A 16414-nucleotide genomic window follows, 5' to 3' on the forward strand; every position below is an offset into this window, starting at 1 on the left:
TTCCGCGTTCTTCCCGCCCTACCCCAGGAGCCCCATGATTTCCCTCACCATCGCCGACGGCATCGCCGAAGTGGTCCTAGACGCCCCGCACAAGCTCAACTCGCTGGACGAGCAGGGCCTCCGGGAACTGTCGAAGGCGTACGACGACGCAGCTGCCGCCGTCACCCGCGGTGAGGTGCGGGCGCTGCTGCTCAGGGGCGTGGGACGCGCCTTTTGCGCGGGCCGGGACATCGCCGGTGTGACGCCGGAGACTGACGATGTGCAGGGCTATCTGGGCGGGCTCCTGCAGCCGCTCTTGAAGAAGATGGCGGCGTTCCCGGCGCCCACCTTCGCGGCAGCCCAAGGCGCGTGCCTGGGCGTGGGCCTTGGGCTGTTGCTGGCGACCGACGTGGTCTATGTAGCGGAGAACGCCAAATTCGGTTCCCCGTTCGCCAACCTGGGGGCCACCCTGGATTCGGGCGGCCACTGGTACTTCGCCGAACGCCTCGGCATGCACCGGACGCTGGATTTGATCTACACGGCCGAACTGATCAGCGGCGCGGAGGCTGTGGCGCAGGGAATGTTCAGCAGGGCCATGCCCGCGGCGGACCTGCTGGAGAACACCCGGTCCATCGTGGCCAAAGCCGCCACGGGCGCTACCGGCGCGTTCACCGCCAGTAAGGAACTCGTAGCGCACATCCGGGACCAGCGGCTCGGCCTGTGGGAGTCCATGGTTGAGGAAAACGCCGAGCAGGCCCGCCTCTGCAGCACCGCGGATTACGCCGAGGGATTCCGGGCCTTCCAGGAAAAACGGACCCCGGAGTTCAAGGGCCGGTGAGATCAGGCCGCCGGGTCATCCACCATGATGACGCTGTCGCGCAGTTCGCTCCAAAGCCCTGCTTCCGTAGGCAGATCAGCGGGGCAGACGAGGGTGAGTTCCATGAGGCCGTTGCTGGCGGGCATGGACCGCGCCGCGATCCGGTACACCAGATCCGTGCTGCTCTTGTTCTGGAACCGCAGTTCGGCTTCCTGGAGTTCAATCATTTGCCCGTTCGAGTTGCGCAGCTTGGTGTAGGACGAACCGGCCTCAGTCACCACCGATACCGGTGACCCAGCCAAGGTTTTGACGCCCTCGATCTCCGCTTTCATGGTGTCAGCGGTCGCTTGCTCGTCGGCTGTGGCGTCCCGGGGCGGCAGGATGGCCTGGTGGGTGGTGAAGATGCAGGGGTTCTCGCCGCTGCGGTACGTGATGGTGCCGCCCTTGACATTGGACATCTTCCAGCCCCCGGGTATTTTAATGGACCAGACCGGGGGCGAGGTGAAGTCCGCATCCTGGAAGAGGTACACGTCGCCGCCGGAAGCTGCGGCGGAGGATCCGTCGGTGGCGGCCCCGCCGCCGGCCTCCGCGGGTCCCGAGCTTCGCGTGCTTTCAGTGGGCGCCGGAGCCGGCGCCGCTTCGTTCCCCTTGCCCGAAACGAGTCCGCCCAGGACCATGACCCCGGCAACGGCCAGCACGGCAGTTATTCCGATGCCGCCGGCAACCCAGCCCCAGACGGGGATGCCGCCCTTGGGTGGCGGCGCCTGCCCGAACTGACCCGGTCCCGGCTGGCCGTACGGGCCCTGATAGGGGGCGCCGTACGGCGGCTGGCCAAAGTTGTCCTGGCCGGCGCGCGGGGGATAGGGCGGCTGGCCGCCTGCGGTCTGGTCCTGGTGCGGAGGATAGGGCGGCTGGCCGCCTGCGGTCTGGTCCGGGTGCGGAGGATAGGGCGGCTGGCCGCCTGCGGTCTGGTCCGGGCCGGGTTGCCCTTGCTGGTTCTGCTGGGCCGGCTGCGGCCACCCGTTGTTCTCCGGATGCTGCGGCACTCCGGGCTGCTGGTCGTTACTCAAGATGTCCCCCAAAATTAGTGAAAGCTGCAACCTGCAGTATGTCCGATAAAACCCGGTCCTGCGACGGGACGCGTGCCCGAGGGCCCGTTAAAGGGATTCTGTTTATCGGGGCGTACTTGTAAGGTTCGGTTATGACTTTGGGGAAAACCATCAGAAAAGCCGTCATTCCTGCTGCCGGATTGGGAACGCGTTTTCTGCCCGCCACCAAGGCGATGCCAAAAGAGATGCTGCCGGTGGTGGACCAGCCGGCCATTCAGTACGTCGTCGAAGAGGCCGTCAAAGCAGGCCTGACAGACCTTTTGATGATCACCGGACGCCAGAAGCGCGCCTTGGAAGACCACTTCGACCGTGAACCGAACCTGGAGCGCACCCTGGAAGCCAAGGGCGACCTGGACCGCCTGGGCGCGGTCCAGCACGCTTCGAGCCTCGGACCCCTGCACTACGTCCGACAAGGCGACCCCAAGGGCCTGGGGCACGCCGTGCTCTGCGCCCGCCAGCACGTGGGCGAGGAACCCTTCGCTGTCCTGCTGGGTGATGATTTGATCGACGAGCGCGACGAACTCCTGAGCACCATGATCGAGGTGCAGGCCCGGACGGGCGGGTCCGTCGTCGCCCTGATCGAAGTGGACCCCGCCGAAATCAGCGCCTACGGCTGCGCCGATATTTCGGCCATTGACGGCGAAGGCCACGTACGCGTCAACCGTCTGGTGGAAAAGCCCTCAGTCGCCGACGCCCCTTCGAACCTGGCCGTCATAGGAAGGTACGTCCTCCACCCCGCGGTCTTTGACGTGTTGGAGCAGACGCCGCCCGGGCGAGGCGGCGAAATACAGCTCACCGACGCCCTGCAGAGCCTTGCCACATCGGACGGCGAAGGCGCAGGCGTGTACGGGGTGATCTTCAAGGGCCGCCGCTACGACACAGGCGACAAGCTGAGCTACCTCAAGGCTGTCATCTCGATCGCTTCGGAGCGCGTGGAGTTCGGCGAAGAGCTCAAGGCCTGGATGAAGGCCTTCGTCAGCTGATGTCAGGGCCCGTCCCGTGGGCAAAGAGTCTTTCCGCCAGGAAGAATCCCAGCAAGGCGCCTCCGGTGTTGGTGGCGATGTCGATCAGGCTCGGGTAGCGGTGCTGCAGAAACAGCAGTTGACCAAGTTCGACGCAGGCGGAGACCAGGGCGCCGCAGCCGGCAATTTGCCACCAGGTGCTGCGGAAACCGGCGGCGGCGGCAAATCCGGCGGGAACGAAAAGAAGAACGTTGGCGCTTGCTTCAAGCGTGTTGTAATCGATCCAGTCGGGCACTCCGGCTGCGTGCAACTGGGCCAGCGCCTGGCCCAGAAATCCCTGGGCCGGCGCATCCACAGGGGTGGGCCAGAACCCCACGAGTGCCAGGGCGGCCAGATAGGCTGCGAGGACCCATCGCCACGGCTTACGCCCCCTCCGGTGTGTCATCCGCTGCTCGCCGTATCCTTCGTGCGGGTGTGGTGTATGGATCCCATCAATAGCACAGTCCGCTGGGGCTGGCGTGGCTACCGGGTGTCCACATCCTCGAACACCAGGAAGGTCTGTGTGTCCAGGACGCCCGGCATGGACTGCAGCTGGTCGAAAATCACCCTTCGTAAATCAATGTTGTCCACCGCCCGCACCAGCAGGATGACATCGAAATCTCCACCCACGAGGGCGATGTGATGAACCTCCGGAATGGCGCGGAGCAGTTCCCGCAGTTCCCGCCAGGAGTGCTGCCTGACCTTCAGGGTTACGTAGGCCGAGGACTTGAGGCCGGCCTTGATCGGATCCACCAGTGCCGTGAACTTCGTCAGCACGCCCTCTCCGGTCAGCCGCGCGATCCGCGTATATGCATGGGCGCGCGAGATATGGACGTTCTCCGCGACCTGCGTAACGGACATCCGGCCATCCCGGGTCAGCTCGGCAATGATGTTCCGGTCCACGTCATCAAGAGGGACTGCCGCCTGGTCCGCCTCATCCTCTGCCATTCGTCTACAACTTCCGCCCGTAATCCAGCTCACACTAACAATTTGTCTCCCAGAATAGGCCATTTCTTTGGACATCTCCACGATCGTGGCGGCGGGTGGATACGAAACATCGTCCAGGCCCATACTTGGAACGAATAGTGGCTACAGAAGGACGGACCAATGACGATCTCCGCAGACTCCACTGCGCAGCTTCCGGCAGCAGCTGACAAGGCACGAAACGCCGCCAGTGAGGCCGTGCGCAAGTTCGGCATCACTGTCGAGGACTACATGCTGCCGGCCCGGCACCCGATCCAGATGGTGGGCCCGGACGGCACCCTGAACCCCCACACCGAACAGGGCGCCCAGCCCGGCCACGAGTACACCCTGCCCGGCGACGCCGAATTGCTGGCCGCCTACGAACAGCTCGTCGTCGGCCGCCGCGTCAACGACCAGAACTCCGCGCTCGTCAGGCAGGGCCGCATGGCCGTTTACCCGTCCAGCCACGGGCAGGAAGCCTGCCAGGTCGCCGCCGCCTTGTGCCTCTCCGAGGGCGACTGGATGTTCCCCACCTACCGCGACTCTGTGGCCGTCATGGCCCGCGGCGTGGACCCCGTCCAGACCATGACGCTGTTCCGCGGCGACTGGCACGGCGGGTACGATCCCGCCAAGCACAAGGTTGGCATCCAGTGCACCCCGCTGACCACCCAGCTGCTGCACGGTGTCGGCGTGGCCCATGCCGCCAAGCTGCGCGGCGAGGATACGGTCGTCCTTGCCATGTGCGGCGACGGCGCCACAAGCGAGGGTGATTTCCACGAGGCGCTGAACTTCGCGGCCGTGTTCCACCTGCCGGTCGTGTTCTTCGTCCAGAACAACCAGTACGCCATCTCCGTACCGCTGGCACACCAGTCGGTAGCGCCGTCACTCGCGCACAAGGCCGTGGGCTACGGCATGGCCGGTGAACGGGTGGACGGGAACGACATCGTGGCCCTCCTCGCCGTGCTGGACCGCGCCGTCCAGCTCGCCCGCGAGGGGTCCGGGCCTCTGCTGGTCGAAGCGCACACCTACCGCATGCAGGCCCACACGAACGCCGACGACGCCACCCGCTACCGCCAGGACAGCGAAGTTGCCGAATGGGTGGCCAAGGATCCGCTTAGCCGGATGAAGACCTACCTCACGGACCGCGGACTCTTGGATGATGACCGGGCCGCACGTATTTCTGACCGGGCCGAAGCCGTGGCCGCCCAGCTCCGCGAGGGCCTCAGCGAGGATGTGCCGGTGGAACCGCAGGACCTCTTTACCTACGTTTTCTCCACGCCCACTCCCCAGCTAAAAGAACAATCCGCCTTGCTCGCCGACGAACTCGCCCGCGATGCAGCCTCGACGACGGAGTCAACACGATGAGCCCCACTATCACCACCTCCTCCGAAGCAAACGGCAACGTCAGTGCCGCCACGGCCCGGGCGGCCGCCAAAGCGGCAGCTGTTGCCGATCAGACCGGACCGCAGACCGTGACCCTGGCCAAGGCGCTCAACACCGCCATGGCCGACGCCATGCACAAAGATGAGTCGGTCCTGGTCTTCGGCGAGGACGTCGGCATGCTCGGCGGCGTCTTCCGCATCACCGACGGCCTGACCAGGACCTTCGGAAAGGACCGCTGCTTCGACACCCCGCTGGCTGAATCCGGCATCGTGGGCATGGCGGTGGGCATGGCCATGAACGGCATGCGCCCGGTCATTGAGATGCAGTTCGATGCCTTCGCCTATCCGGCTTTCGAACAGATTGTCAGCCACGTCGCCAAGATGCACAACCGCACCAAGGGCACGGTGAAGCTGCCCATCGTCATCCGCGTCCCCTACGCCGGCGGTATCGGCGGAGTGGAGCACCACTGCGATTCCTCCGAGGCCTACTACGCCCACACCGCCGGCCTGAAAGTCTTCACTCCGGCCACCGTGGCCGACGGCTACCGGATGCTCCGGGAGGCCATTGACTCCGATGACCCGGTGATGTTCATGGAGCCCAAGAAGCTCTACTGGTCCAAGGACCAGGTGGACCTGGATGCGCTCCGGGCCGAGCACACGGCGAACACCGAGCAGGGGACCTCCTCGGAGGGCCGCGCCGCCGTCGCCCGCCCGGGCACCGACGCAACCCTGATTGCCTACGGCCCGTCCGTCCCGACGGCCCTCGCCGCAGCCGCGGCTGCCGCGGAGGAGGGCCGGTCGCTGGAAGTAATCGACGTCCGCTCGATCGTGCCGTTCGACGATGAGACGGTCTGCGCGTCGGTCCGCAAAACCGGCCGGGCCGTCGTCATCGCCGAGGCCCACGGATTCGCCTCCGTGGCCTCAGAAATCGTGGCCCGGGTCCAGGAACGGTGTTTCCATCACCTCGCCGCGCCGATCCGTCGGGTCACCGGCTTCGACGTGCCGTTCCCGGCGCCCAAACTTGAGCACTACTACCTGCCCGGCGTGGACCGCATCCTCGACGCCGTTGACGACCTCCAGTGGGAAGACTGACCATGAGCGAACCGAAAGTATTCCTCCTGCCGGACCTCGGTGAGGGCCTCACCGAGGCCGAGCTCGTCAACTGGCTCGTGGCCGTGGGGGACGAAATCCGCGTGGACCAGCCGATCGCCGAGGTGGAGACCGCCAAATCCATGGTCGAAGTCCCCTCCCCGTACGCCGGCACCGTCGCCGTGCTGCACGGCGAACCCGGCCAGACGCTCGACGTCGGCAAGCCGCTGATTTCCGTGACCCCCGTGGGCGCCGCGGCGGGTTCCATCCCCGCAGGCAACGCCGCCAGTGCCCCTTCCGCTGAGGCATTGCCTGCGGCCGCTGTGGTCCCGGACTCGCCTGCTGCTGTTGCGGCCGAAATCTACCGCGAGGAGGAAAAGGCCGGGTCCGGCAACGTCCTGATTGGGTATGGGACCCCGGGCGGGCATGGGGTTGCCCGGCGGACGCGGCCGCGCAAGCAGACCGCCGGGACCGCACCAGCCGCGCCGGTCTCCGCGGCGGATAAGGCTGCCGACGATCTCCTGCTGATGCGGACCCGGGTTCCGGGGAAGCTGGGGGCCGTTATCTCACCGCTGGTCCGGCGTATGGCGCGCGATCATGGGGTTGATCTGGGGGACCTTCAGGGCTCGGGGGCCAGCGGCCTGATCATGCGCCGCGATGTCGAGGCGGTCATCAAACCCGCCCGGGCAGTCGAGGCCCCGGCTTCCTCTCCGGCCCGGGTGCCGGCCGAGGCAAGCCCCACCGCCGGGGGCAGCGATCCGCGCACCGGTCTGGGCATCACCGGGCGGACCGCGGTCCGGGGCGTGCGGAAAGCCGTTGCCGCGAACATGAGCCGCAGCCGTTCGGAGATCCCCGAGGCCACCGTATGGGTGGACGTTGATGCCACCGCGCTCGTTGAGCTGCGGGCCGCGTTGAAGAAAGCGGACCCGCACCACACCCCGGGGCTGCTGGCGTTCATCGCCCGGTTTGTCACCGCCGGGCTCAGGAAGTTCCCGGAACTGAACACCAGGATCGTCACCACCGAGGACAACAAGGGCGGCGAAAGCCAGGAGATTGTGGCCTTCGACGGCGTGAACCTGGGCTTCGCGGCCCAGACGGACCGCGGCCTGATGGTGCCTTCAGTGCGCAACGCGGACAAACTCAGCGCCCGCGAACTGGACGCCGAAATCCGCCGGCTGACCGCTGTCGTCCGCGACGGCAAGGCCACCCCCGCGGAGCTTGGCAGCGGCACGTTCACGCTGAACAACTATGGCGTCTTTGGGGTGGACGGGTCCGCCGCGATCATCAACCATCCCGAGGTGGGCATCCTCGGCGTCGGCCGCATCATCGACAAGCCCTGGGTGGTCAACGGGGAACTCGCCGTCCGCAAGGTCACCGAACTCACGCTGACCTTCGATCACCGGGTCTGCGACGGCGGCACGGCCGGCGGCTTCCTGCGCTACGTCGCTGACGCGATCGAAAACCCGGGGTCCGTTCTGGCGGACCTCTGACCCTGCTGAAGGAGAAGAAGGCACTGCGCGGGATGAAAGTCCGCCCGCGCGGTGCCGGCTTCCAGCGCCCGGCCAGCTCCGGTGGGTAGAATCGGGCGCAGAACATCGCACCAACCACCCCGGAACGCCCCGGAATACGGAGATTAAATGTCACGATGGCTTGAGGTTGGCCCGGACAACTACGTCCTGACCACCCAAGGTTCCCTGCTCAACACCGGCCTGGTGATCGGGTCTGAACGAGCCCTGGTGATAGACACCGGGAGCGGTCCGCGGCAGGGCCGCGAGATCCTCGGCGCGGTGCGGGAAATGACGGACCTGCCACTCGTCGTCGCCAATACCCATGCCCACTACGACCACTTCTTCGGCAATGCGGTGTTCGCCGAAGCCGGGGTGACCGAGTTCTGGGCACACGAGAACTGCGCGGCGGAAATCGAAGAAAACGCCGAGAGCCAGCGCAGCGCCGTCGCCGCCGATGAGCCCGAAATGGCTGCCGGCGAGGGCAGCGGCACCGAACTCGTGGTGCCGAATGCGATTGTGAAAGACCAGCCGGTCCTCGTGGACCTCGGCGGGCAGACCGTCACGTTCTTTTATTTGGGCCGCGGCCACACCGATGGCGACCTCCTGGTAGGAACGGGGACCACCCTGTACGCAGGGGATCTGGTGGAACAGGGCTCGCAACCGTCCTTTGAAGATTCCTACCCGGAGGAGTGGGCCGACGCCCTCCGGCACCTCTCGGCCCTGCGCCGCCGGTACGAGTTCCTGATCCCGGGCCACGGGGAACCGTGCAGTGACCAGTTCGTCAAAACCATGGCCAACACCATGACGACGGCGGTCCGGCAGGCCACCCAGGCGACCCGGGAAACCCCGGATGACGCCACCAAGGCCATCCCCATCCTCCCCTATGGGCCGGAGCAGTCCCGCTGGTTCATCCGGCGCCTTCGGGAGACCCGCGCACACCACTGAACTGCCGGTGATCCGGGCGCCCGCGGAGGCAGAAGGCCCCCTGATCTGTTCCGTCCGGACACCCGCCGCGCCTACCGCGACTTTGCTGCCGTGATCGTTGACGGCTACGTTTAGGCAATGACCAACAACGCCGGGGACGAAGCCGCCCTGCAGCTGCAGGACCTCCTGATGGGAACCGAGAACGTCGAGGACTTCCTCGGCCGGCTCGCTGAATTCTCCGCCGCTACGCTCAGCTCCGCAGCCGGGGCTGAGATTGACTGCGGCGTCACGCTGCAGCGCCGGCGGAAGACCATGACGGTGGCAGGAAGCAGCCCCCGGGCCGTCATGCTGGACCGGATTGAGCAGAGCCTCGGCGTGGGCCCGTGCATTGACGCCCTCCGGACCAAGTCCGTGCGCCTCCTCGCTGACGTGGGTACCGATCCACGCTGGCCGGCCTACCAAGAGCAGCTGGCGGCCCACGGTTGCCGCAGCACTCTCGGTGTACCCCTGGAAATCGGCCCGGACGCTGCTGCTGCCCTGAACTTCTTCGCGCCGGGCACCGGTATCTTCACCGAGCACATTATCGCGGAGGCCGCCGGCTTCGCCGACCTCGCCGGCCGCTGCCTGCGCCTGGCCGTCCGGATCGGCACCGCGCAGTCCCGGGCCGAGGACCTGACCGCCGCCATGGAACACCGCACCTCGATCGACCTCGCCTGCGGTGTGGTGATGGCCCAGAACCGCTGCAGCCAGGAGGAAGCGATGCGCATCCTCACCACGGTCTCCAGCAACCGGAACCAAAAGCTCCGCGTCGTCGCAGCTGAAATCCTCAAGAACGTCACCGGCGGGGACGTCCGGACGCACTTCGAGTCCTGAGCGCCGAGGCGTGCCGGCCGCCCTGGGATGCGTCCTAGGATGAAAGCAATGACCACCACAAACACCGCCCCCTTCAGCCTCCGCAGCATCGCTGTACCCGCCTTTGGGCCGGCGCTGCTGTTCAGCATTGGGGAAGGCGCCATCCTGCCCGTGGTGGCGCTGTCCGCCCGCGACCTCGGCGCCTCGGTGGCCGTCGCCGCCCTGGTCGTCACCCTCATTGGCCTCGGTTCCTGGTTCTTCAACCTCCCTGCCTCGCTCATCACGCTCAGATTCGGTGAACGCTGGGCCATCGTCGGGGCCGCCGCGGCCAGCGCCGTCGCCCTCATTGCGGCCGCGCTGGCCCCCCAGGTATCCGGCGGGCTCTGGCTGCTCGCGGCAGCCATGGTCGTCGTCGGCATGGCCGCGAGCGTCTTCAGCCTGGCCCGGCAGAAATACCTGACCGAGGCGGTGCCGGTGACCCTCCGGGCCCGGGCCCTGTCCACCCTCGGCGGCGTCAACCGGATCGGCATCTTCATCGGGCCGTTCATCGGCGCCGCTGCCATGCAGTTCTCCGGTATCACCGGCGCCTACTGGGTGGGTGTTATCGCCATGGCTGCGGCCGCCGCCGTGTCCGTCACCATCCCGGACCTCGTGGCCAAGCCCGCGGCGGACGACGGCGTCCCCGTTCAGCAGGCGACACTGCGCGGCGTCGCCGTCTCCCACGCCGGAGTCTTCCTGAGCGTGGGCATCGGCGTGTTGCTGCTCAGTGCGCTGCGCGCCTCCCGGCAGGTGGTGATTCCGCTCTGGGCCGAGCACCTCGGGATGGACGCGACGCAGGCCTCGCTGATCTACGGGTTGTCCGGCGCCATTGACATGCTCGTCTTTTATCCGGCCGGCAAACTGATGGACCGCAAGGGCAGGCAATGGGTGGCTGTCCCGTCGACGCTCATCATGGGCGCTGCCATGATGTTGATCCCACTCACCGCCGGATTTGCAGGTCTGCTGCTCGCAGCACTCCTGATCGGCTTCGGCAACGGCATCAGTTCAGGCTTGAACATGACACTGGGCGCCGACTTCTCACCCGACAACGGCCGCGGGCAGTTCCTGGGTATCTGGCGCTTCATGGCCGACGCCGGAGCCACCGGTGGCCCTGTGCTGCTCTCAGGCGTGACCGCCGCCGTGTCGCTGGGTGCCGGGGTGTCCGCCACGGGAGTCCTGGGTTTCGCGGCGGCGGCGGTCTTCGCCGTCACCATTCCCCGGCTCAGGCACCGGCGCAACTACTGACGGTCCTGCCACCCGTCGCGCGAGGTGCTTAACCACGTACGCCGCGTCCCGGTCCACGCCACCGATCAGGCCCGAAGTGAGGGCGTACTGGAACGGCATGCCGACGAAGTACAACCCCGGGGTCCGGGGAACCACTCCGCGGCGCGTGGCCGGCCAGCCCGACGCCGCCAGTTCCAGCCCGTCGATCCAGTCCAGATCCGCGCGGTAACCGGTGGCCCAGATGACCGTCCGCACGGGGGCGGGGCTGCCGCCGACGAGGACGGGCTGGCCGCCCGCCGTGCCGGCCAGCCTCGGCACCCGGACCACGCCGGCGGCCTCCAGATCCTGGCGGGAAATCCGGAGCAGGGGAGCGCCGCGCCGGTGGAAGTCTGCCGCCACCTGGCGTCCGACAGGGGTGCCCACCGTCAGCACCGAATGGATGAACAACCAGTACGCACCGCCGGCGTAGCGGAGCACCGGACCGGGAACGTGCGGGGTGGGGCGGCCGGAGAGCAACACGCGGTGGCCGCCGGAAAGCTCCATTGCAATTTCCGAGCCCGAGTTTCCGGCGCCCACCACCAGCACATCGCCGCCGGGAATGTCCGCCGGGCTGCGGTAGTGCGAACTGTGGAGCTGCTGGATGGCGGAATCCAATCCTCCGGCAGCACCCGGAACGCGGGGGAGCGCGTGGGCTCCGGCGGCCACGATCACATTGCTCGCCCGCACGGTGCCGGCCGGAGTCTCGACGATGAACCCCCCGCCCGCCCGGCTGACCCGTGTGGCCTCCACACCGGTGCGCACCGGCAGGTCGAGGCCCGCGGCATAATCCTCAAGGTAGTCCGCAAACTCGCCCTTGCCCGGAAACGAATTTCGCGCCGCCGGAAAGGGTCGGCCTGGAAGTCCGTCATGTTGGGCGGGCGTGAACAACCGCAGGGAGTCCCAGCGGCGGCGCCACACCTCGCCAACCCTTGGGTCCTTTTCCAGAATCTCGAAGCGGAGGTCCGCCCGGGCGAGGTAGTGACCGGCGGCAAGGCCGGCCTGGCCCGCGCCGATGACGACGGCATCCAGCTGCTGATTGTCCTGACTCATGGCCCGCTCCTTGCTGAGGGCAATTCCACATCCTTTTCATTAGAATAACGTTCCAGTGACTGGAGCGATAGTCTAAATAGATGGAAAGAACCACCAGACGGTCGATTCAGGCGGCAGGCACCCGGGAGGTCATCGTGGACTCGGCTGGCAGGCTGTTCGCCACCGACGGATACGTCCGTACCACCATTGACGGGATCGCCGCCGAGAGCGGGGTGGCCGTTCAGACGGTGTACAACTCGGTGGGCAACAAGGCCGCTTTGCTCTCGGCCGTGCTGGATAACGCCGCCGCGGGACCCGGAGCGCAGGCCGGGGTTCTGGAGTTGATGCGGGAGCGGACGCGGCAGGCCGGCGACTTCGAGGCCCTGATCGGCGTACTGGCGGACTGGTTTGCTGAGGTTCATCCGCGCACCGCCGCGATCACGGCTGTCATCGCCCAGGCCGCAGCCGTGGATGACACGGCGGCGCGGCTGGAAAAGGACCGCGGACAGCAACGGCTTCGGCGCTACGCAGAAGCCGCCGCGGCGGCCCGGACCCGCGGCGGGCTTAGTTCCGGAATGTCCGACGCCGAGGCCGCCGCTGCTATTTGGTCGCTGGGCCACCCCCAGGTCTACCGGGCCGTGGTCCAGGACGCCGGCTGGTCCGTGCCGGCCTACCGGGACTGGGTTGCGAAGGCGCTCGCGGCAGCCCTCGGCTGAGGCGACAAACCCCGGGCGGGCCGCGGGGGACGGCCGGTCAGGGCCGCGGTGCGCTCCGCCGTCGGGCGGCATGCCCGAAGAGCCACACGCCGGCGACCGTGGCCAGGTAGCCGGTGATGACGATCAGTGAGGTTCCGGCCCAGAAGTAGTTGGTGGTGCTGCTCTCCTGCCCTTGGCCCGGCGCAATCTTCACCAGGGAGTATCCGGCGACGACGGCCGCGGCTAGGCCCGCCAGTGCGGGGAGCGCCAGCCACAGCCGGGAGCAGGCCCAGAACGCGCCATAGCCGTTCCAGACATTCCAGCGCGGCCCCTTGCGGATGATCAGCCAGCCCGCAGGGAGCATGAACACCGCCACGACGAGGAAGGCCGCGACGACGTCGGCCGGCCGGTGCCACTGGTTGATCAGGGTGGACACCCCGGTAGCGACGGCGAAGCTGCCGCCGAGAAACCCGGCCAGCGGACGCCAGCGCGGCGACACCATCAGGAACACCGCGGCAGCGGCCGAAGCCGCCAGGGTGGTGTGCCCGGAGGGCAGCGAGTTCAGTTCCAGGGTTTCGATCCCGCGGTATGGCCGGACGGGAACGACGTTTTTGATGATCTGTGTGGCCACGTTGGCACCAACGCAGGCGGCCACGGCAATGCCGGCGGCCGCCCACCGCCGTTTCAGGACCGTCACCACCAGGACCACCACCGCGGCGAGGAGCAGGGACAAAGCCGGCAGCCAGTCCAGGAACCGGGTGGTGGCCTTGCCTGCGGTGCCGTGGATTTCGATGGCCTCCACCAGCGCGGATTCGTCGATGAACTGGCCCGTGGTGGTGCGGACAAAGAAGTAATAGGTGGCGGCGAGGGCAGCCACGCTGGCGAGCATGGCCAGCACGAACAGGAATCCGGTGAACCGGCCCGGGGTTCCGGCGTCGGCGGCGGCACCTGCCCCGGCGCCGGGCTGCGGATCCCGGTACTCCGATGCCACGTGCCCGCTGGCGTATTCCTCCCGAAAACTCATGCGTATCAGGTTCCCATAAAATCCTGCGAACTTTCTGAGGGCGTCCTTGCCCGCCCGCGCCCCGCCTGAGCCCGTCCCGCTCCAGCCTGCGCCCGTCAGATGCCCCGCGGGGGCCGAACCGGGTATGGGACGATGATCCGGTGACTTCCCCCGCCCTCGTCCCCGTATGGCACCGCGGCCCATCCGGCCGCCGGTCCGTCGGGCCGGCGGCTGCGTGCCTGGCATTGCTGATTGGCGTGGCAGGGTGCTCGGCCCCGGCCGCAGTGGTGTCCTCGGGCCCGGTGGGCGGAAATCTTCTGCCGGCTGGAACGCAACCGACTGTTGCGGAGTCCGCCGTGACCGGCGGGACCCCTGCACCTTCCGCTGCACCTTCCGCTGCGCCCAGCGCGGCCAGCGCGGTGGCGGCAGCCCTGACGTCGCTGGTTGCTGCGACGCCGCGGCCCGGCCGGGAGCAGATCCGTGCAAGCCTGTCCGCGGCAGGTTTCGCGCCGGCCGCAGTGGAGGTGTCGGCGTCCCGCACCCCCACCGGGCTGGCCGCCGACGCTGTGGAGGTGGGCGTGCTGACCGGTCACCAATGCATCATGGCGCAGATCCGTTCCGGGACCGTGCAATCGTCGGTCCTGCCGGCACTGGCCGACGGACGGTGCTTTGTCGGCAGTGTCCCGCGGTAGGCGGCCCGAGTGACATGTCGAGGGCATTGAACCGCGCAGAGGGCGCCCAGGGAACCCCAGGACCCGGCCGTCGTCGTTCCCTGGTCGCCGTCCACGTCGTGGGCGAACTGCTGGTCACCCTCGGCGTGATTGCCCTGCTCTTTGTCGCCTGGCAATTGTGGTGGACCAACGTGGAAGCGGACGCCACGCAGGGTGCCGCCGTGCAGCAATTCGTGCAGCAGCACCCCGCGCCCGTTCCGACCGGTCGTTCGGCCACAGCGCCGGCCGAGCCGGAGGCCACCCCGGCCGGGACCGTACCGGTCGAGGCCACCCCGGCCGGGACCGTACCGGTCGCCGGCGCCCCCGGCCATGGACAGGCGATCGGGGTTCTCTACGTACCCCGTTTCGGCACCAACTACAGCAGGCCGGTTATCGAAGGCACCAGCCCGGACATCATTGACACGCTTGGCTTGGGCCGTTATGCGGGCACGGCGATGCCGGGCGCCCTGGGAAACTTTGCCTTGGCCGGCCACCGCCAGACCCACGGAGCGGTGCTGGACAACATCCACACGCTGGTGCCGGGGGACAAAATCTACGTGCAAACCGCCGACGGGTTTTACACCTACGTCTTCCGGAACCAGGAAATTGTCCTGCCGGACCGGACGGACGTTCTCCTGCCGGTTCCGGCCGCACCCGGCGCGGCACCCGGGCAGCGGCTGCTGACGCTGACAAGCTGCAATCCCCGCTTTGGATCGGAAGAGCGCATCATCGCCTACTCCGTTTTTGATTCCTGGCGGCCGCTCAGCGCCGGCCCGCCGGCGCCCATCGCCCGACAGCTGACTGAACTTCAAGGGAAGGGCTAGCTCATGTACGCCTGGCTTTTTAGGCGCCTTCCGGGGCCGCTGTGGCTGCGGATCGTCCTCGCCGTGGGAATCTTTGGCGGCGTCCTTCTGGCGCTAATCGAGTACGCGTTTCCGTGGATTGCCGGAATGACGCATTTGACCGACTCGACGGTGGGCTAGCCCATGCAGCTTCCCGCCCTGGACGAGCTTCTCGCCGGTGCCCATGTGGTGAGCCTGCCGATGCGGGTAAAGTTCCGCGGCATCCTCCAACGCGAAGCCCTGCTCTTAAAGGGCCCGCGAGGCTGGGGTGAATTCTGTCCCTTCCCCGAATACGGAGCCGTGGAGGCTTCCCGCTGGCTCGCTGCCGCGCTGGAGGCCGGCTGGCACGGATTTCCGGAGCCGCGGCGGGCGCTCATTCCGGTCAATGCAACCGTGCCCGCCATTGCAGCTGACCGAGTGCCGGAGATTCTGGCCCGGTTTGGCAGGGTGGACGCCGTCAAGATTAAGGTGGCTGAGCCAGGTCAGGACCTCAACGACGACGCCGCCCGGGTCGCCGCGGTCCGTGCGGCGCTTCCGGACGCCGCCCTGCGGGTCGATGCGAACGGCGGCTGGGACGTCCCATCGGCCGTCGAGGCACTGACCCGGCTGTCCGCCGTCGGCCTGGAATACGCCGAACAGCCGGTTCCGGACATCGCCGGCCTCGCCGAGGTCCGCCGCCAGCTGCGCGCCGCCGGGATTCCGGTCCTGATCGCGGCGGACGAGAGCGTGCGCAAGGAGGATGACCCGCTCAAGGTGGCCCGCGCCCGCGCCGCGGACCTGATTGTGGTGAAGGTGGCCCCGCTCGGGGGAGTGCGGCGCGCCCTGGACATCGTGGCGCAGGCCGGGCTCCCCGCCGTCGTCAGTTCCGCGCTGGACACCTCCGTGGGCATCCGCGCCGGGCTGGCGCTCGCCGCCGCGCTGCCGGAGCTGCCGTATGCCTGCGGGCTGGGTACCGTGTCCTTGCTCGCCGCCGACGTCACCCGGGATTCGCTGGTGCCCGACGACGGCGCCATCCGGATCCGTGAGGTCTCCGCCGATCCGGAATTGCTTGCGGAGCATGCCGCCGCGCCGGAGCGCCGCGACTGGTGGCTGGAGCGCCTGCGCCGGGTCCACGCCGTGCTGGCCTCCCCGGGCACGAAGCCAGGCGTTCACCGCAACTTCATCTAGGAGACAGTTCCGCGATGTTCGGGGCTGGGAGGGTAGGCGGGA

17 protein-coding genes and 1 pseudogene are annotated in these 16414 nt (G+C 67.8%); 13 read left to right on the forward strand and 5 right to left on the reverse strand.

The genetic code is table 11. From position 1 onward, the window contains the following. The first annotated feature begins 34 nt into the window (after positions 1-34). Entirely contained in the window at positions 35-817 is a 783-nt protein-coding gene (locus RCH15_RS01085; protein WP_326957182.1) for an enoyl-CoA hydratase/isomerase family protein, read from the forward strand. A gap of 2 nt (positions 818-819) precedes the next feature. On the opposite strand, the gene RCH15_RS01090 is transcribed toward RCH15_RS01085, so the two are convergent. Then, complete coding sequence (locus tag RCH15_RS01090) at positions 820-1866, reverse strand: hypothetical protein (RefSeq protein WP_326957184.1); 1047 nt, start codon at positions 1864-1866, stop codon at positions 820-822. Between the two features lie 131 nt (positions 1867-1997). Between RCH15_RS01090 and galU the strand changes: the two genes are divergently transcribed. Further along, the gene (gene galU / locus RCH15_RS01095) at positions 1998-2888 is read left to right on the forward strand and encodes a UTP--glucose-1-phosphate uridylyltransferase GalU (protein WP_326957186.1); all 891 of its coding nucleotides are present in this window, start codon (positions 1998-2000) and stop codon (positions 2886-2888) included. Here the strand turns inward: galU and RCH15_RS01100 are convergent. Next, positions 2881-3312, reverse strand: a complete 432-nt coding sequence (locus tag RCH15_RS01100; RefSeq protein WP_326957188.1) for a VanZ family protein — start codon at positions 3310-3312, stop codon at positions 2881-2883. The genes galU and RCH15_RS01100 overlap by 8 nt on opposite strands. 77 nt (positions 3313-3389) lie before the next feature. Beyond that, positions 3390-3854: an Lrp/AsnC family transcriptional regulator gene (locus RCH15_RS01105; RefSeq protein WP_326957190.1), complete on the reverse strand. Its 465-nt coding sequence runs from the start codon at positions 3852-3854 to the stop codon at positions 3390-3392. Between the two features lie 159 nt (positions 3855-4013). Here RCH15_RS01105 and pdhA point away from each other — a divergent pair, with 159 nt between their 5' ends. The 6 genes from pdhA (at position 4014) to RCH15_RS01135 (ending at position 10908) form a co-directional block, all read left to right on the forward strand. Beyond that, positions 4014-5234 (forward strand): pyruvate dehydrogenase (acetyl-transferring) E1 component subunit alpha, encoded by a 1221-nt coding sequence (gene pdhA / locus RCH15_RS01110; protein ID WP_326957192.1) that lies wholly within the window; start codon positions 4014-4016, stop codon positions 5232-5234. Continuing rightward, entirely contained in the window at positions 5231-6343 is a 1113-nt protein-coding gene (locus tag RCH15_RS01115) for an alpha-ketoacid dehydrogenase subunit beta (protein WP_326957194.1), read from the forward strand. The genes pdhA and RCH15_RS01115 overlap by 4 nt, the downstream gene beginning before the upstream one ends. Positions 6344-6345: 2 nt before the next feature. Beyond that, positions 6346-7830 (forward strand): dihydrolipoamide acetyltransferase family protein, encoded by a 1485-nt coding sequence (locus tag RCH15_RS01120; protein ID WP_326957196.1) that lies wholly within the window; start codon positions 6346-6348, stop codon positions 7828-7830. 147 nt (positions 7831-7977) lie between these two features. Beyond that, on the forward strand, positions 7978-8793 hold the full coding sequence (locus RCH15_RS01125) for an MBL fold metallo-hydrolase (RefSeq protein WP_326957198.1): 816 nt from the start codon (positions 7978-7980) through the stop codon (positions 8791-8793). A gap of 117 nt (positions 8794-8910) precedes the next feature. Further along, on the forward strand, positions 8911-9645 hold the full coding sequence (locus RCH15_RS01130) for a GAF and ANTAR domain-containing protein (protein WP_326957199.1): 735 nt from the start codon (positions 8911-8913) through the stop codon (positions 9643-9645). 48 nt (positions 9646-9693) lie between these two features. Continuing rightward, positions 9694-10908, forward strand: a complete 1215-nt coding sequence (locus RCH15_RS01135; protein ID WP_326957201.1) for an MFS transporter — start codon at positions 9694-9696, stop codon at positions 10906-10908. Between the two features lie 486 nt (positions 10909-11394). On the opposite strand, the pseudogene RCH15_RS01140 reads toward RCH15_RS01135, so the two are convergent. Next, positions 11395-11976, reverse strand: a pseudogene (locus RCH15_RS01140) (flavin-containing monooxygenase); the annotation flags it as partial. An 80-nt stretch (positions 11977-12056) separates the two neighbouring features. On the opposite strand from RCH15_RS01140, the gene RCH15_RS01145 reads away from it, so the two are divergent. Then, positions 12057-12671: a TetR/AcrR family transcriptional regulator gene (locus tag RCH15_RS01145; protein WP_326957203.1), complete on the forward strand. Its 615-nt coding sequence runs from the start codon at positions 12057-12059 to the stop codon at positions 12669-12671. 37 nt (positions 12672-12708) lie between these two features. Here RCH15_RS01145 and RCH15_RS01150 read toward each other — a convergent pair whose 3' ends face one another. Next, the gene (locus RCH15_RS01150; RefSeq protein ID WP_326957204.1) at positions 12709-13674 is read right to left on the reverse strand and encodes a phosphatase PAP2 family protein; all 966 of its coding nucleotides are present in this window, start codon (positions 13672-13674) and stop codon (positions 12709-12711) included. A gap of 140 nt (positions 13675-13814) precedes the next feature. Between RCH15_RS01150 and RCH15_RS01155 the strand changes: the two genes are divergently transcribed. The 4 genes from RCH15_RS01155 to RCH15_RS01170 are packed head-to-tail and all read left to right on the forward strand — an operon-like array spanning position 13815 to position 16372. After that, on the forward strand, positions 13815-14345 hold the full coding sequence (locus RCH15_RS01155; protein WP_326957206.1) for a DUF6993 domain-containing protein: 531 nt from the start codon (positions 13815-13817) through the stop codon (positions 14343-14345). Positions 14346-14359: 14 nt separating this feature from the next. After that, positions 14360-15187 (forward strand): class E sortase, encoded by an 828-nt coding sequence (locus tag RCH15_RS01160; RefSeq protein WP_326957207.1) that lies wholly within the window; start codon positions 14360-14362, stop codon positions 15185-15187. 3 nt (positions 15188-15190) lie between these two features. After that, complete coding sequence (locus RCH15_RS01165; protein WP_326957209.1) at positions 15191-15346, forward strand: hypothetical protein; 156 nt, start codon at positions 15191-15193, stop codon at positions 15344-15346. Positions 15347-15349: 3 nt separating this feature from the next. Next, positions 15350-16372 (forward strand): o-succinylbenzoate synthase, encoded by a 1023-nt coding sequence (locus RCH15_RS01170; RefSeq protein WP_326957211.1) that lies wholly within the window; start codon positions 15350-15352, stop codon positions 16370-16372. Positions 16373-16414 lie beyond the last annotated feature (42 nt).

Origin of the sequence: Arthrobacter sp. MP_M4 (assembly GCF_035984855.1) — a bacterium.
Lineage (GTDB): Bacteria > Actinomycetota > Actinomycetes > Actinomycetales > Micrococcaceae > Arthrobacter.